13 protein-coding genes are annotated in these 15,258 nt (G+C 61.6%); 6 read left to right on the top strand and 7 right to left on the bottom strand.

Going from position 1 to position 15,258, the window contains the following annotated elements; all coding sequences use genetic code 11:
- The first annotated feature begins 5 nt into the window (after window positions 1-5).
- The 3 genes from HPQ62_RS00830 to HPQ62_RS00820 all read left to right on the top strand — a co-directional run bounded on the left by HPQ62_RS00830 (window position 6) and on the right by HPQ62_RS00820 (window position 3,318).
- Window positions 6-1,262 (top strand): AGE family epimerase/isomerase, encoded by a 1,257-nt coding sequence (locus HPQ62_RS00830; protein ID WP_174800617.1) that lies wholly within the window; start codon window positions 6-8, stop codon window positions 1,260-1,262.
- A gap of 87 nt (window positions 1,263-1,349) precedes the next feature.
- Window positions 1,350-2,276 carry an N-acetyl-gamma-glutamyl-phosphate reductase gene (gene argC, locus HPQ62_RS00825; protein WP_174800616.1) on the top strand — a complete coding sequence of 309 codons (927 nt, stop codon included), beginning with the start codon at window positions 1,350-1,352 and terminating at the stop codon, window positions 2,274-2,276.
- Window positions 2,277-2,484: 208 nt separating this feature from the next.
- Window positions 2,485-3,318, top strand: a complete 834-nt coding sequence (locus HPQ62_RS00820) for a DODA-type extradiol aromatic ring-opening family dioxygenase (protein ID WP_174800615.1) — start codon at window positions 2,485-2,487, stop codon at window positions 3,316-3,318.
- Window positions 3,319-3,324: 6 nt separating this feature from the next.
- Here HPQ62_RS00820 and HPQ62_RS00815 read toward each other — a convergent pair whose 3' ends face one another.
- Window positions 3,325-4,410 carry a COX15/CtaA family protein gene (locus HPQ62_RS00815; protein ID WP_174800614.1) on the bottom strand — a complete coding sequence of 362 codons (1,086 nt, stop codon included), beginning with the start codon at window positions 4,408-4,410 and terminating at the stop codon, window positions 3,325-3,327.
- A gap of 107 nt (window positions 4,411-4,517) precedes the next feature.
- Here HPQ62_RS00815 and HPQ62_RS00810 point away from each other — a divergent pair, with 107 nt between their 5' ends.
- Both HPQ62_RS00810 and HPQ62_RS00805 read left to right on the top strand, forming a co-directional pair.
- Entirely contained in the window at window positions 4,518-4,733 is a 216-nt protein-coding gene (locus HPQ62_RS00810; RefSeq protein ID WP_174800613.1) for a DUF2842 domain-containing protein, read from the top strand.
- 93 nt (window positions 4,734-4,826) lie between these two features.
- A complete protein-coding gene (locus HPQ62_RS00805; protein WP_174800612.1) occupies window positions 4,827-5,117 on the top strand; it encodes a helix-turn-helix domain-containing protein in 291 nt (96 codons plus the stop codon).
- Window positions 5,118-5,211: 94 nt separating this feature from the next.
- Here the strand turns inward: HPQ62_RS00805 and HPQ62_RS00800 are convergent, their stop codons facing one another.
- On the bottom strand, window positions 5,212-6,414 hold the full coding sequence (locus HPQ62_RS00800; protein ID WP_174800611.1) for an acetate/propionate family kinase: 1,203 nt from the start codon (window positions 6,412-6,414) through the stop codon (window positions 5,212-5,214).
- A gap of 94 nt (window positions 6,415-6,508) precedes the next feature.
- Window positions 6,509-8,908, bottom strand: a complete 2,400-nt coding sequence (locus tag HPQ62_RS00795; RefSeq protein WP_174800610.1) for a phosphoketolase family protein — start codon at window positions 8,906-8,908, stop codon at window positions 6,509-6,511.
- Window positions 8,909-9,305: 397 nt separating this feature from the next.
- Between HPQ62_RS00795 and trmFO the strand changes: the two genes are divergently transcribed.
- The gene (gene trmFO, locus HPQ62_RS00790; protein WP_174800609.1) at window positions 9,306-10,706 is read left to right on the top strand and encodes a methylenetetrahydrofolate--tRNA-(uracil(54)-C(5))-methyltransferase (FADH(2)-oxidizing) TrmFO; all 1,401 of its coding nucleotides are present in this window, start codon (window positions 9,306-9,308) and stop codon (window positions 10,704-10,706) included.
- A 70-nt stretch (window positions 10,707-10,776) separates the two neighbouring features.
- Here the strand turns inward: trmFO and HPQ62_RS00785 are convergent, their stop codons facing one another.
- From HPQ62_RS00785 to secDF, 4 genes are all read right to left on the bottom strand, one after another.
- Complete coding sequence (locus HPQ62_RS00785; protein ID WP_174800608.1) at window positions 10,777-11,199, bottom strand: hypothetical protein; 423 nt, start codon at window positions 11,197-11,199, stop codon at window positions 10,777-10,779.
- A gap of 113 nt (window positions 11,200-11,312) precedes the next feature.
- The gene (locus tag HPQ62_RS00780; RefSeq protein WP_174800607.1) at window positions 11,313-12,164 is read right to left on the bottom strand and encodes a phytoene/squalene synthase family protein; all 852 of its coding nucleotides are present in this window, start codon (window positions 12,162-12,164) and stop codon (window positions 11,313-11,315) included.
- A 33-nt stretch (window positions 12,165-12,197) separates the two neighbouring features.
- Entirely contained in the window at window positions 12,198-12,584 is a 387-nt protein-coding gene (locus HPQ62_RS00775; RefSeq protein WP_174800606.1) for an Mth938-like domain-containing protein, read from the bottom strand.
- A 3-nt stretch (window positions 12,585-12,587) separates the two neighbouring features.
- Window positions 12,588-15,146 (bottom strand): protein translocase subunit SecDF, encoded by a 2,559-nt coding sequence (secDF, locus tag HPQ62_RS00770; RefSeq protein ID WP_174800605.1) that lies wholly within the window; start codon window positions 15,144-15,146, stop codon window positions 12,588-12,590.
- Window positions 15,147-15,258 lie beyond the last annotated feature (112 nt).

Genomic DNA, 15,258 nt, shown 5'->3' with positions numbered 1-15,258 from the left:
TTGCCATGAAGCCGAAAATCAACACGCTGGTCGCTCCGCCGCGGTGGATCAAGAGGCCCTATCATCGCGATTGGCTGATGCAGCAGGCAAACAACCTCTTTGATTATTTCCAGTACCGGTCGATCAACCCGAAGGGCGGCTTCTACGAGTTCGACAAGGACGGCCGGCCGACAGGCGGTGACAACCCGGTGCGCGGCATCCATACCACGACCCGCATGATCCACTGCATGGCGATCGGCCATCTGCTCGGCCGCCCCGGTTGCGACGACCTGATGGACCACGGTATCAACTATCTCTGGAACCAGCACCGCGACAAGGTCAATGGCGGCTACTTCTGGCAAGTGAACGACGACGGTCCCGTCGGCAACCCGAGCAAGCAGGCCTATGGGCACGCCTTCGTGCTGCTCGCCGCCTCCTCTGCCAAATTCGCCGGACACCCGCTTGCCGACACGTTGATTTCCGATGTCACCGAGGTGATCAACAAGCGCTTCTGGGAAGAAGACCACGGCGCCGTGGCGGAGGAGTTCGAGACCGACTGGACGCCGGTGCGCGGCTATCGCGGTCAGAACTGCAACATGCACATGACCGAAGCCCTGATGGAAGCCTATGAGGTGACCGGCAACATCGACTATCTGACCAAGGCCAAGCGGATCGCTGAGCTGATCATCAAGAAACATGCCGCATCCTGCGACTATCGCGTGGCCGAGCATTTCACCGAAGACTGGCAGATCGATCGCGACTATGCCGGTAACGAGATGTTCCGCCCGTCCGGCACCACGCCCGGCCACTGGCTGGAATGGACCCGGCTCCTGCTGCAGCTTTATACGCTGACCGGCCGCTCGCATGGATGGATGCCGCACGCGGCCCATGAATTGTTCATGTCGGCCTTCAAGCACGGCTGGGACTACGAGAAGCGCGGCATGTTCTACACGCTCGACTGGGACAACCAGCCGAAGAACCGCGCAAAGCTCTGGTGGCCGCATGCCGAAGGCATCGGCGCCACCCACTTCCTGACCGCCCACTTCGGCCAGGACGTGCATATGTATGCCTATCGCAAGCAGTGGAGCTTCATCGCCAACCACCTGCTCGACCATGAAAAGGGCGGATGGCATGAAGAGCTTTCGGAAGATCTCGTTCCCCAGACAACGCTGTTTCCCGGCAAGGGCGATATCTACCACGCGCTTCAGGCCTGCCTGATCCCGCTCTATCCCGCCTTCGGCAGCCTTCCGGAAATGATCTACCGGGACGTCAAACAGCCCTGAGAACGGGCGCAACATGATCGCGGGATTATTGCGGGTCCGGCAGACCCGCTCTATATAACGCGACATCAATTGTGAAAGGACGAGAGCATGGCAGCGAAAATCTTCATCGACGGCGAACACGGCACCACCGGTCTGCAGATCCGCACCCGCATGGAAAGCCGCCGCGATGTCGAGATGCTGTCGATCCCGCACGAGGAGCGGCGCAATGCCGCGATGCGCGAGGACATGCTCAACAGCGCCGATATCGCGATCCTGTGCCTCCCGGACGACGCCTCGCGCGAGGCCGTCGCCATGCTGTCGGGCAACAACAAGGTGCGCGTCATCGACACTTCGACCGCCTACAGAACCGACCCCGACTGGGCCTATGGCTTTGCCGAGATGGACAAGGCGCAGGCCGGGCGGATCCGATCCGCCCGTCTCGTCGCCAATCCCGGCTGCTATCCGACCGGCGCGATCGGCATGATCCGGCCGCTGCGGGCTGCCGGCATCCTGCCTGATGCCTACCCCGTCACCGTCAACGCCGTTTCGGGCTACACCGGCGGCGGCAAGACGATGATCGCGCAGATGGAAGACGCGACGCGCGACGATCATATCGATGCGCCGCATTTCATCTACGGCCTGACGCTGAAGCACAAGCACGTGCCGGAAATGACGACTCATGGCCTGCTGTCGCGCTCGCCGATCTTCACCCCTGCCGTCGGTCGCTTCGCCCAGGGCATGCTGGTGCAGGTTCCGCTTTATCTGGAAGATCTCGAAGGCACGCCGACGCGCGAAAGCATCCATGCGACGCTCTTGGAGTTCTATGCCGGTCAGGACATCGTGCAGGTGGTTCCGCTCGAAGCCAGCAGCGCCCTTCCCCGCGTCAATGCCGAAGAGCTTGCTGGTCAGGACATCATGAAGCTCTATGTCTTCGGCAGCGGCGCCCACGTCAATCTGGTCGCCCAGCTCGACAATCTCGGCAAGGGCGCCTCGGGTGCAGCCGTCCAGAACATGGATCTGATGCTGTCTGCCTGATCGGCCGGAGGCGTCGAGAGCGCGCGATTGCAATGTTCCAGGTGAAGGCCGCCGGCGACCAGCCCGCGGCCTTCATTTCGTGAACAATCCGTCGACCGGTTGCGCCATCGCCGACAGGCCCCCTGCACGCTATATTGCTATCAGAATTGTTTGCCGCCAGCTCCGAGCACTTGTTGCGTTATGGAGCGTTCCACCAAGGAGTTCGGCCATGTCTGACCAGAAGCGTCTGCCCGTCTACTTCATCCCCCATGGCGGCGGCCCGTGGCCGTTCATGCATGGCACCGAGGGCCCTCTGCCGGAAGACGATCCGTGGAAGGAGCTGGAGCTATTCTTGGGCAGTATCGATGCGTCGCTCGGCCGCCGTCCCAAGGCGGTGCTGGTGATTTCGGCGCATTGGGAAAAGGTCGACAAGCTTACGGTCTCGACCGCCGCCAAGCCGCCGATGCTGTTCGATTATTACGGCTTTCCGCCCCACACCTATAACCTCGACTATCCCGCCTCAGGCGCGCCCTTCATCGCAGAGCACGTGCGCGACGTATTGCGCGAGGCCGGCATCGAGACGGCGACGGATAGCGAGCGCGGCTTCGACCATGGCGTCTTCATTCCGTTCATGATGGTCTATCCCCATGCGGATGTGCCGATCATCATGATGTCGCTCGATCCGGACCTTTCCGCCCCCACGCATTTCCGCATCGGCCAGGCGCTCGAAACCCTGCGCGACGAGGATATACTGATCGTGGGATCCGGCCTTTCCTATCATAACATGCGCATGTTCCGCCGGCGCGACAGCGAGCACGAGCAGCAGGCAGCCCGTTTCGATAACTGGCTGAGCGAGGCGGTGGCGATCGAAAATCCGGTCACGCGGGCGCAAAGGCTTTCCGAATGGCAGGACAATCCCGATGCGCAGGCAGCGCACGTGCCGGATCACGATCATCTCGTGCCGGTGTTCGTGGCCGCGGGTGCTGCAGGGCCTGATGCCGGCGAAAAGGTATTCGCCGGCAATTATCTGGGCAAGGCCTATTCGGCCTACCGCTTCGGCTGAAAGGCCTCAGGCGAGCTCGAAGCGTGGCGGACGGTAGCCGCGCAGATGCGCCGTGACGGCGATCAGAACGATGATCGCCATCGCCTGGTGGGTGAGCGCGATGTGAAGCGGCATCATCGTCACCAGTGTGACGATGCCGATGATCGCCTGGATCGTGACCGCGACCAGCACGATCAGCGCGCCGCGGGCGTGCTGCGAAATCTCGAGATCGAGCCCGCGTGAAACGGCGCTGCGCCATTCCATGATGAAATGCACGAGCGCCAGCAGGAAAAGCACATAGCCTCCGCAGCGATGGGCGAACTGCACGGTCTTCGGGTTTTCAAAGAAGTTGATCCAGGCCGGTTGATGCACCAGAAGATTGCCCGGAATGATCGCGCCGTCCATCAGCGGCCAGGTGTTGTAGGCAAGCCCGGCATCGAGACCGGCGACGAGCGCGCCGAGATAAAGCTGAACAAAGGTTGCGACAAGCAGAAGGACGGCAAACCAGTGCGCGCAGTCTTCATGCTCATGCTTGCGCGGCGCAAGCCCCCGTCCGATGTAGACGCAGGAGGCGATGATCAGACAGGCCATGATGAGGTGGACGGCAAGCCGGTACTGGCTGACATCGGTGCGATCCGAAAGCCCCGACGACACCATCCACCAGCCGATGAAACCCTGAAGTCCGCCGAGTGCCAGAACGCCCAGAAGCGGCAGGCCGAGCCCCTTCGGCAGCCGGCCCGACAGCCAGAAGAACAGAAGCGGCACGGCAAAGATCAGGCCGACGGTGCGCGCCAGCAGCCGGTGCGCCCACTCCCACCAGAACAGCCCCTGGAATTCTGCAAGCGACATGCCCTTGTTCAGAAGCTGATATTCGGGGATGCGCTTGTAGAGCTCGAACTCTTCCTGCCATTGAGCGAGATTGAGCGGCGGGATCACGCCGTGCAGCGGCTTCCATTCGGTAATCGACAGACCCGAATGCGTCAGGCGTGTTGCGCCACCGACGATCACGAGGCAGAACAGCACCAGAACCACGAAATAGAGCCAGCCGCGCACCATGGCGGCATTGAACCGAAGTTCGCTCTCGCTCCAGGGATACTCTCTTCCAAAAGCCATGTTTGTCGCTCCGCTCACTTTGCCATTTCGGCCGATCTGCCTTACGCACTTCACACATGCCGCTCAAAGGCATAGTTTCGATCACTCATAAGCGGGGAATGAACGCCGTGCCAGTCAGATTGCGCAAATTTATCGGGACGATCGCGATCGTCACCCTCGTCATCGTCTACGCGTTGACCGCCACCATGCTCGCAACCGTGGTTCTCGACGGCCGCTCCGCAGGTGCGGCGCTGACCTATTTCGTTCTGACCGGCCTGTTGTGGATCATCCCGGCCATGTTCATCATCAAGTGGATGGCGGGGCCTCCGGCAAACCGGAAGTGATCAGCGCAATTAAAGTCACGACCTGAAGGAACCCGCGCCCGCCTTGCACATTGGTCAAGGTATGCGTTTACCCGAACCGAACGGAAGGCTTCGATGATAACACCCCACCAAATCCGCGCTGCCCGCGCACTTCTGGGACTTTCCCACGATCAGGCAGCAAGTCTCGCAGGCGTCGACCGCGACCTGCTCATCCAGTGCGAGGACGATGCGACGGAACTCGATTTCTCCGCTGCAGACGGCCTCGAAAAGGCCTATCTCAATCAGGGCGTGGTCTTCATCGAGGATGGCGAGGGCGGCTTCGGACCCGGCGTCAGGCTGAAACAGCAGGTTGGCGCGAGCGCCGGCATCCGCCCGGAAAACCTGAATTCGGCAAACGACGGCTGAGCGTTTTAAGGGCGAGAACGCAGACCGAATGGCAGACAGGCTGCGGCGTTATGTAGCGCCGCAGCATAAGCGAAGAAGGGCAGATGGGGCGCGATCAGGCCGCCGCATCGCCATGGGCACCCTCGCCGATCACCAGCGCCGTCTGCTTGGCGAGGATCACCTCCTCGTCGGTCGGAATGATCCGGACCTCGATCCGGCTCTCGGGGGCAGAGATGATTGCGGCATTCTTTGCATTGGCCTCTTCATCAAGGGTGACCCCCATCCAGGCAAGGCGATCGCAGATCATCGTGCGCATCAGTGCCGAGTTTTCGCCAATGCCTGCCGAAAATACCAGCGAATCCATCCCCTCCATGCTTGCAGCCATGGCCGCGATCTCGCGGGTGGCCGAGAACACGAAGAGTTCCACGGCCTGGGCCGCGCGCGGGTCGTCGCTTGCGAGCAGGACCCTTAAGTCCGGCGAAATGCCCGATACGCCGACAAGACCGGAGTCATAATAGAGCATGTGCTTGAGGTCGGCGGGCGAAAGTCCCTCCGTCTCGATCAGCGCCAGCACCAGACCCGGATCGATCGTGCCGGAGCGCGTGCCCATCATCAAGCCGCCAAGCGGCGTCATGCCCATCGTGGTGTCGACAGCCTTGCCGTTGCGCATGGCGCAAAGGCTCGAACCGCTGCCGAGATGGGCGACCACGCTGCGCTTGCGCGAAAGATACTCCGAAATCTCGCGCAGCCGCCCGGCAATATAGGTGTAGGAAAGCCCGTGGAAGCCATAGCGGCGGTAGCCCTTGTCGGAATACTGGCGCGGGATGGGATAGCGGGCCGCCCGCGGGTCGATGTTGACGTGAAACGCCGTATCGAAACAGGCGATCTGCGGCAGTTCGGGACGGATCTTGCGGAACAGCTTGACCGAAGCGAGATTGGCCGGCTGATGGAGCGGGCCCATCGGCACCAGCGTTTCCAGATAGTCCACGATCGCGTCATCGAGCAGGACGGGCGCGGAGAACCGGGCGCCGCCGTGCAGGATGCGATGGCCGACCGCGCGGAGCGGATTGTTGACGGTATAGGGCTTGATGATCTCGAAGATGCGCTCGAGCATATCCTCGCGCATATTGTCCTCGAGCACCAGATCCAGATCGGCGATCTCCTTGCCGCTCGCCTCCTTGACGGCAAGATGCGGATTGGAGTTCAGTCCGTCGAACTGGCCGCGCAAGATCAGCGAGAACTGTTCGCCATGCACTTCGTAAAGCCGGAATTTGAGGCTGGAAGAGCCTGCGTTCAGCGCCAGAATGCTGCCGTTCATATGTCCCTGTCCGTAAATCTGCGCGCCGTCGCCGGCGGCGGTGAGGTTTCACCGCTGGGTCCGTCGACGGCGCGCGTGTTTTCATGAAGGCGGATCAGCCCTTCGGATAGGGCCACTTCCAGTTTGCGATATCGGGCATGTCTTCGCCATGCTCGCGAACATAGGCATGGTGCTTCATGCGCATGTCCTTCAGAAAGTTGATTGCTGCAGCACCCCGCTCGCCGAATCCGCCTGCCCGTTCGATGGCGTCGATGGCCAGATGGTAGCGGTCGAGGCGGTTGAGGACAACCATGTCGAACGGCGTGGTCGTTGTTCCCTCCTCGACATAGCCGCGCACATGGATGTTGTTGTGGTTGTGGCGGCGATAGGCGAGACGATGGATCAGCCAGGGATAGCCGTGATAGGCAAAGATCACCGGCTTGTCCGTCGTGAAGACCGCGTCGAAATCGGCATCGCGCAGACCATGCGGATGCTCTTCCTTGGGCTGCAGCGTCATCAGGTCGACGACGTTGACGACCTTGACCTTCATCTCCGGCACCTTCTGGCGCAGAAGATCGACGGCTGCCATCATTTCAAGCGTCGGCACATCGCCGGCTGCGGCCATCACCACATCGGGCGTCTCGCCTTCCGGCACGTTGCTTGCCCATTTCCATTCGCCAAGACCCGCCTCGCAATGCACGATCGCTTCATCGATCGAGAGCCATTGCGGCGAAGGCTGCTTGCCGGCAACCACCACGTTGACGCGGTTATAGGTCTGCAGGATATGGTCGCCAACCCACAGCAACGTATTGGCATCCGGCGGGAAATAAGTGCGCACAACGTCGGCCTTCTTGTTGATGACGTGATCAACGAAGCCCGGATCCTGATGGCTGAAGCCGTTATGGTCCTGACGCCAGACATGCGATGTCAGCAGGTAGTTGAGCGACGAGATCGGCTTGCGCCACTCCATCGTCCGCGTGGTCTTGAGCCACTTTGCGTGCTGGTTGAACATCGAGTCGACGATGTGGATGAAGGCCTCGTAGCACGAGAACAAACCGTGGCGACCGGTCAGCAGGTAGCCCTCGAGCCAGCCCTGGCACAGATGCTCACTGAGCACTTCCATCACCCGGCCGTCCCGGGCAATGCCCTCGTCATATTCGAGAATGTCCGCCATCCAGACCCGGTCGGTGGTCGTGAACACGTCCTGCAGCCGGTTCGATGCGGTCTCGTCGGGCCCCATCAGGCGGAAATTGCGCTCGCTTTCATTGAGCTTCATCACTTCCGCAAGCAGCATGCCGAGATGCTTGGTCGCAGAAGCCATGACCTCGCCTGGCTGCTTCACGTCGACGGCGAGCGCCCTGAAGTCCGGCATCTTCAGTTCCTTGCGCAGCAGCCCGCCATTGGTATGCGGATTGGCGCTCATGCGCCTTTTGCCTTCCGGCGTCAGCGCCTTCAGCTCTTCCACAAGCCGGCCGTTTTCGTCGAACAGGTTTTCCGGCGCGTAGCTGCGCATCCATTCTTCCAGTTCGGCCCGGTGCTCGCCATTCTTGCGCGCCTCGGCGATCGGCACCTGATGGGCGCGCCAGAAATCCTCGACCTTCTTGTTGTCGACGAATTTCGGTCCGGTCCAACCCTTGGGACTGCGCAAGATGATCATCGGCCAGCGCGGCATTTCGTAAACCGTGCCATCGGCGCGGGCGGTTTCCTGGATCTCGCGAATGCGGGCGTAGCATTCGTCCATCACCTCGGCCATGCGCTGGTGCATGTATTCCGGGTCATCGCCTTCGACATAGAAGGGCTCGTAACCGTAGCCGGTGAAGAGATCGGTGAGATCCGACTTCTTCATGCGCGCAAGCACGGTCGGATTGGCGATCTTGTAGCCGTTGAGATGCAGGATCGGCAGCACCGCCCCGTCGACGATCGGGTTCAGGAACTTGTTCGAATGCCACGAGGCGGCCAGCGGTCCGGTTTCGGCCTCACCATCGCCCACGACGCAGGCAACAACCAGCTCCGGATTGTCGAACGCGGCCCCGAAAGCGTGAACCAGCGCATAGCCGAGCTCGCCGCCCTCATGGATCGAGCCGGGCGTTTCCGGAGCCACATGGCTCGGTATGCCGCCGGGGAAGGAGAACTGCTTGAACAGCTTCTGCATCCCCGCCTCGTCCTCGGTGATCTCGGGATAGATTTCGGTATAGGTGCCATCGAGATAGGCGTTGGCGACGAGGCCCGGCCCGCCGTGTCCGGGACCGCAGATATAGATCATGTCCGCATCATGCGCCTTGATGATGCGGTTGAGGTGGACATAGATGAAATTGAGCCCCGGCGTCGTGCCCCAGTGGCCGAGCAGGCGCGGCTTGACGTGCTCGGCTTCAAGCGGCGCTTTGAGAAGCGGATTATCCATCAGATAGATCTGGCCGACCGACAGGTAGTTGGCCGCCTGCCAGTATCTGTTCATCAGATCGAGTTCATCGCGCGCAAGAATGTTGCGGGTCGCGTCAGGCGTGATCTTTTCCATGTCGATATCCCCTTTCTAGGTGGTCGGCTATCGGTATCGGGCAAAAGCACCAGTCGGAACATGACTTAAATCAATTATACCGCACTGCCACAAAACACGCGCAAGAATTGTTGAGAGCAACCTCGTCTTGCGCGTCAAGCGCGCGCCGCGGGCATAAAGTCACCCCTCGCCCTGATTGTGCGACAGCCCCTCAGGACATACTACCCCACGAAAGATGTCGAGGGTTTGACGATCGCGAAAAGCGTCTGTCGGCCATGTGAACCGCGAAAAATGTGCGCCGGCCCTCGACTGTGCCGCCTGCTTCTGGCATGTGCTAGCCCAACCGGCAGCGTGTCATCGTGCGCCTTCAGGCCCGCCCTGCCGAGATTGTCCACACCCAGGATAGATTGAGACCACCATGTCCGAGCATAAACCCATTCACGTCATCGGCGGCGGCCTTGCAGGCTCGGAAGCCTCCTGGCAGATCGCCAATGCCGGCATCCCGGTGATCCTGCATGAAATGCGCGGCGTCAGGGAAACGGCGGCGCACAAGACCGATGGCCTTGCCGAGCTCGTCTGCTCCAACTCCTTCCGCTCGGATGACGCGACCAGCAACGCGGTCGGCGTGATCCATGCCGAGATGCGGCTTGCCAATTCGCTGATCATGGCCTGCGCCGATGCCCATCAGGTGCCGGCGGGCGGCGCGCTTGCGGTGGACCGTGACGGTTTTTCCGACGCAGTAACGGCAAAGCTCGCAGACCATCCGCTGGTCACGATCGTGCGCGAGGAAGTGGCAACGCTCCCCCCGGAAGACTGGGACCAGGCGATCATCGCCACCGGCCCCCTCACCGCCCCCGCCCTTGCCGAGGCGATCCAGGAAAAGACCGGTCGCGAGGCGCTTGCCTTCTTCGATGCGATCGCGCCCATCGTCTACCGCGACACCATTGACATGGACATCTGCTGGTTCCAGTCGCGCTACGACAAGGTCGGTCCCGGCGGCACGGGCAAGGATTACATCAACTGCCCGATGAACGAGGCAGAGTACAACGCCTTCATCGATGCCATGATCGCCGGCGACAAGACCGATTTCCACGAATGGGAAGGCACGCCCTATTTCGACGGCTGCCTGCCGATCGAAGTCATGGCCGAGCGCGGCCGCGAAACGCTGCGCCACGGCCCGATGAAGCCGATGGGGCTTACCAATGCTCATAACCCCGAGGTGAAACCCTATGCCGTCGTCCAGCTTCGCCAGGACAATGCGTTGGGCACGCTCTACAATATCGTCGGCTTCCAGACCAAGCTGCGTTACGGCGCGCAGAAGCACATCCTGCAGATGATTCCAGGCCTCGGCGAAGCCGAATTCGCACGGCTTGGGGGACTGCATCGCAACACCTATCTGAACTCGCCGGTGCTGCTCGACCACACGCTGACGCTGAAAGGCCGGCCGGGCCTGCGGTTTGCGGGGCAGATCACGGGCTGCGAAGGCTATGTGGAAAGCGCCAGCATCGGCCTTCTCGCCGGACGTTTTGCAGCAGCGGAACGGCTCGGCAACACCCCGATCGTTCCGCCTGCGGAAACCGCGCTCGGCGCGCTTCTCGGCCACGTCACCGGCGGCCATCTTGCCCATGAGGAAGAAGGCGGCAAGCGCTCGTTCCAGCCGATGAATGTCAATTTCGGCCTGTTCCCGGAACTGGAGGCCGGTTCGCTCATTGACCCTGAAACCGGCAAGAAGCCGCGCGGAAAGGCAAAGTCGATCGTGAAGAAGCAGGTGATGGCAAGGCGCGCGCTTGATGCCTGCAAGGCCTGGCTTGCCGCCTGAGCTGAAATGTCCGAAAGCGCCACAAGAGCATTAGGAGACGTCGCGCCGTCAAGCGCGACGTTTGCGAAGGTCAGCGGGCGTTGAGCATCCAGGTCGATACGTCAGCGGCATCCTGTTCGGTGCGGAACAGGTAATTGCCGCTGAAGAAATCCACTTCCGGATAATCGACCTGCAAGCCGTTCGCTTCAGGCAGCGCCCTTAGGCGATAGTCGCCCTGAACCACGATGATCGCCTGCCCCTTGCCGCGACGCGAGCGGTAGATGCCGACCCGCCCATCGGAGAGGCGCAGGAAAAATGTCTCCATCTCCTTGTCGCCGATCACCCCGGTCACGTTTTCATCAGGAAAGTTGCGGCGGAACTCGCCGCGTGCCCATGTATAGGCCTCGCTGACAGAGCCTTCATGGCCGGCGGCATCGGCCTTGGGGCGGAACAGGAAATAATAGGCGGCAACGGCGACGATGGCCGCAATGACGATCCAGTAGCGAATATCCATACGCCCTTATCCTCGGCTAATGCACCACGCGCGTCTGCCCCGGATGGAAATGCTGGATGGTGAAGCGTGCGCCCAGAACCGGCGGGGAATCCAAGGTCGATACGTTATATAAATCAAAACTTACCAAAGAGCAAAGAGCGCATCATGATCAGCTGTCTCTTCCACTGTGGCGGCTGGATTGAAGTGTCTAATATATTTTCCCCCAAAGCCTCGGCCTTTACAAGAATGTTCTTGGTCAATGAAACCGGGAGATAGGCGGGCGCGATTTCCCTTGCAATCCGGGGCTCGGCACGGAATTTCTCGAGGTGCGACCGGCCGAAACCGGCAAAGGCGCGTATGGCATGGCCGACCCTTTCCCGATCGCTGCCGATCAGGAATGATTCGCGGTCAAGCCCGGTTGCCGACAGGATTTCCGTTGGAATGAAGACCTGTCCATTGGCACGGTGGCGGCCGATCAGCAGAAGCGATCCGGCAACCGCCTGGGCGACACCGGCATGGCCCGCAGCCGTTGCCGACCAGGCAGCGCTCTCGGGCGAAAGAATGAGGCTGGCAAGCTGGATCACCGCCGAGGCGGTCTCGCCTGCATAGCCTTCGAAATCCGATAGCCCGCCCATCGGATCGTCATAAAGGTCGAAGATGCGCGCTTCGGTCATGCCTACAAGAGGCGCGATGGGCAACCGGTGCTCGGCGACAGCCTCCAGCAGCCGCGCCGCAAGCGGATTCCGTTCGCTTTCGCCGTGCCCGGCGCCCTCCAGAAGGTCACGCCAGTATTGCAGCCGCACTTCTCCGGGAAGCGGTTCGCTGACGCGCTCGCGCACCCGGGCAAGCTCGGCATTGAAGAGGTAAAGCGCGGTAAGTGACGGGCGATGTTGGGCAGGTGAAAGCAGAACGGCAAGATAGCGGTCGCGGTCGGCCGCGCGCAGTTCGGCAAGCAGCAGGTCCTGGCTTTCGGGGGCTTCAGCCAATGGTCTCTCCAATGCCCTTCTGCGGAAGCGAAGCTAGATCGCGATCAGAGCCGCCGCAACCGCACGGGATTCTTCCAGCAGGATATTGTAGGTCCTGACCGCCGCCCCGGTATTCATCGGGTCGGCGACGATGCCACGTTCCTTCAAGGCGTCGCGAAGCGGGCGCGGCAGAAGCGCCAGCTCCGTGCCAGTGCCCACCAGCAATACCTCGATCTCGCCGGCTTCCGACAGGATACGCTCGAAGCTTTCGATCGACATATCCTGCGGGGCCGCCACATCCCATCCGTGAATGCCGGAAGGAAGGCAGAGCAGCGAGCCGCGGTGCGACATGTCGGCAAAGCGGAAACCGCCATTGCCGTAGGTGTCGATCGGCGCGCGACCCGGAAAGTGCGCCTCGCGTATTTCTATGCCGCGCGCCATCGGTCAGATCGTCTCCACACTGCCCTGCTCTTCGGGAGCGCCGTCATCCTTCTTCCTGTCGAAGGTGTCGGGACGCAGCTTGAAGGCGATCAGCACCGGAGCCGCGATATAGATCGAGGAGAAGGTGCCGACGGCCACGCCGAACAGCATCGCGAAGGTGAAGGAGCGGATCACCTCGCCGCCGAAGATGTAGAGCGCAGCCAGCGCCAGCATCGTCGTCACAGCCGTCAGGATGGTACGCGACAGGGTGTGGTTGATCGAGATATCGATCAACTCCGGCAGCGGCATCTTCTGATAGCGCCTCAGGTTTTCACGAACGCGGTCATAGACCACCACGGTATCGTTGAGCGAGTAACCGACAATGGTCAGCACCGCCGCGATACTGGTGAGGTTGAACTCGACCCCCGTGAGCACGAAGATTCCGATGGTCAGGACCACGTCGTGCGCGGTCGCGATGATGGCGCCGACGGCGAACTGCCACTCGAACCGGAACCAGATATAGATCAGGATCGCGATCAGCGACGCAAGCACGCCGATGGCGGCCGTGCGGCTGAGTTCACCCGAGACCACCGGTCCGACTACCTCGACGCGCGAGAAGGTGTAGTCGTCCTGCAGCGCAGCGCGCACCTTTGTGAGCGCGCTCTGCTCCGCATTCGCGCCGCCTTCCTGCGCCTGGAGCCGGATCAGCACATCCTTTTCGGAACCGAAGCCCTGCGCCTGAACCGCCCCGATGTTGAGCTCGTTGAGGCGGGTACGGATCTCGGAGAGATCGGCGGTACCGGACTTCGCCTCGACCTGGATCACCGAGCCGCCGGTGAAATCGATGCCTAGGTTCATGCCCTTGGTGCCGAAACCGACGACCGAGGCGATGACCAGGATGACCGAGACGATGAAGGTGACGCGGCGGAAGTTCATGAACGAGAAGTTGATGCCGTCGAACATGCCGGTGCGGATGCCGTTCGGCAGTTCCTTCGGGCGACGGCGGCGGACCCACTCGGCAATCATCCAGCGCGTCAGATAGAAAGCACTGAAGATCGTGGTGAGAATGCCGATTGCCAGCGTCACGGCAAAACCGCGAACCGGACCGGAGCCGAGGAAGAACAGGATGACGGCCGCGATCAGCGTCGTCAGGTTGGCATCGATGATGGTGCCGAAGGCGCGCGCGAAGCCGGCATCGACGGCTTGAACAACGCTGCGGCCATTGCGGCGCTCTTCGCGGATACGCTCATAAATCAGCACGTTGGAGTCGACCGCCATGCCGATGGTCAGCACGATACCGGCAATGCCCGGCAGCGTCAGCGTCGCGCCGATCAGGCTCAGAAGCGCAAGCAGCATGACGATGTTGAAGAACAGCGCGATATTGGCGACCAGACCGAACATGCCGTAGAAAACGATCATGAACAGCACGACAAGTGCCGCGCCGATGATCGACGCCATGACACCGGCGCGGATCGAATCGGCCCCAAGGCTCGGGCCGACGGTGCGTTCTTCCACAACGGTCAGCGTTGCCGGCAGCGCGCCGGCGCGCAGCAGCACGGCAAGGTCGTTGGCGCCCTCGACCGTGAAATTGCCGGAAATCTGGCCGGAGCCGCCGAGGATCGGCTCGTTGATGACCGGAGCGGATACGACCTGGTCGTCAAGCACGATGGCAAAGGGACGACCGACATTCTGCTGGGTCGCCTGCGCAAAGCGCTGGGCGCCGCGCGAATCGAAGCGGAAACTGACGACCGGCTCGTTGGTGCGCTGGTCGAAAGAGGCCTTGGCGTCGACGAGATCCTCGCCCGAGATCAGGGCGCGCTTCTCGATCACATAGGGCACCGGCGGATCATCCATCGAATAGACGACTTCGTCGCCTGCCGGCGGGCGGCCCTCGATCGCATCCTGCGCCGATACCGTGGTATCGACCATGTGGAAGGTGAGCTTGGCGGTCTTGTTGAGAAGCGATTTCAGGCGCTGCGGATCGTCAAGACCCGGCACCTGAACGATGACGCGATCATCGCCCTGACGCTGGATCAGCGGCTCGGTGGTGCCAAGTTCGTCGACGCGGCGACGGATCACCTCGATCGACTGCTCGACGGCCGAGCGCATGCGGTAATTGATGCCCTGTTCGGTCAGCGACAGGCGGATGAGGCCGTTGCCATCATCATCCATCGTCACTTCCTGGAAGGTGCCGCCATTCATCGTGCCGGCATTGATATATTCCGCAAGCGGCGCCAGCGCTTCTTCCGCCGCCGCATATTGCGCGGGATCGGAGATGCGCACCTGCGCGCTGTCGCCAGAACCTGAAAGGCCGGTATAGCGCACCTGCGCCTCGCGCAGGTCGGAGCGCACATCATCCACCAGCGTATTCAGCCGGTCGGTGACGATATCGTTCCGATCGACCTGCAGCATGATGTAGGAGCCGCCCTGAAGGTCGAGACCGAGATTGATCTTGCTGTCGGGCAGCCAGCCGGGAAGCTTCGCAAGTTGCTGGTTGCTGAAGAGGTTTGGCAGGGCGATGGCGATGCCCACCACAACGGCTAGCCAGATGAAGAAGGTCTTCCAACGGGAAAAATACAGCATGGAGGTCTCGGTTCGTCGGTTTCACGCAGCAGACGGCACCCTCACGGGCGCCGCCTCTTCCCCGGCGTCCGGGCCGGGAGCATGCAATGCAAATGCGGCCGGAAACCCTTTG

Source organism: Martelella limonii, assembly GCF_013344475.1.
Taxonomy (GTDB): domain Bacteria; phylum Pseudomonadota; class Alphaproteobacteria; order Rhizobiales; family Rhizobiaceae; genus Martelella; species Martelella limonii.
Note: the sequence above shows the minus strand (reverse complement) of the source record. Positions and strands in the feature narration are given on the sequence as shown.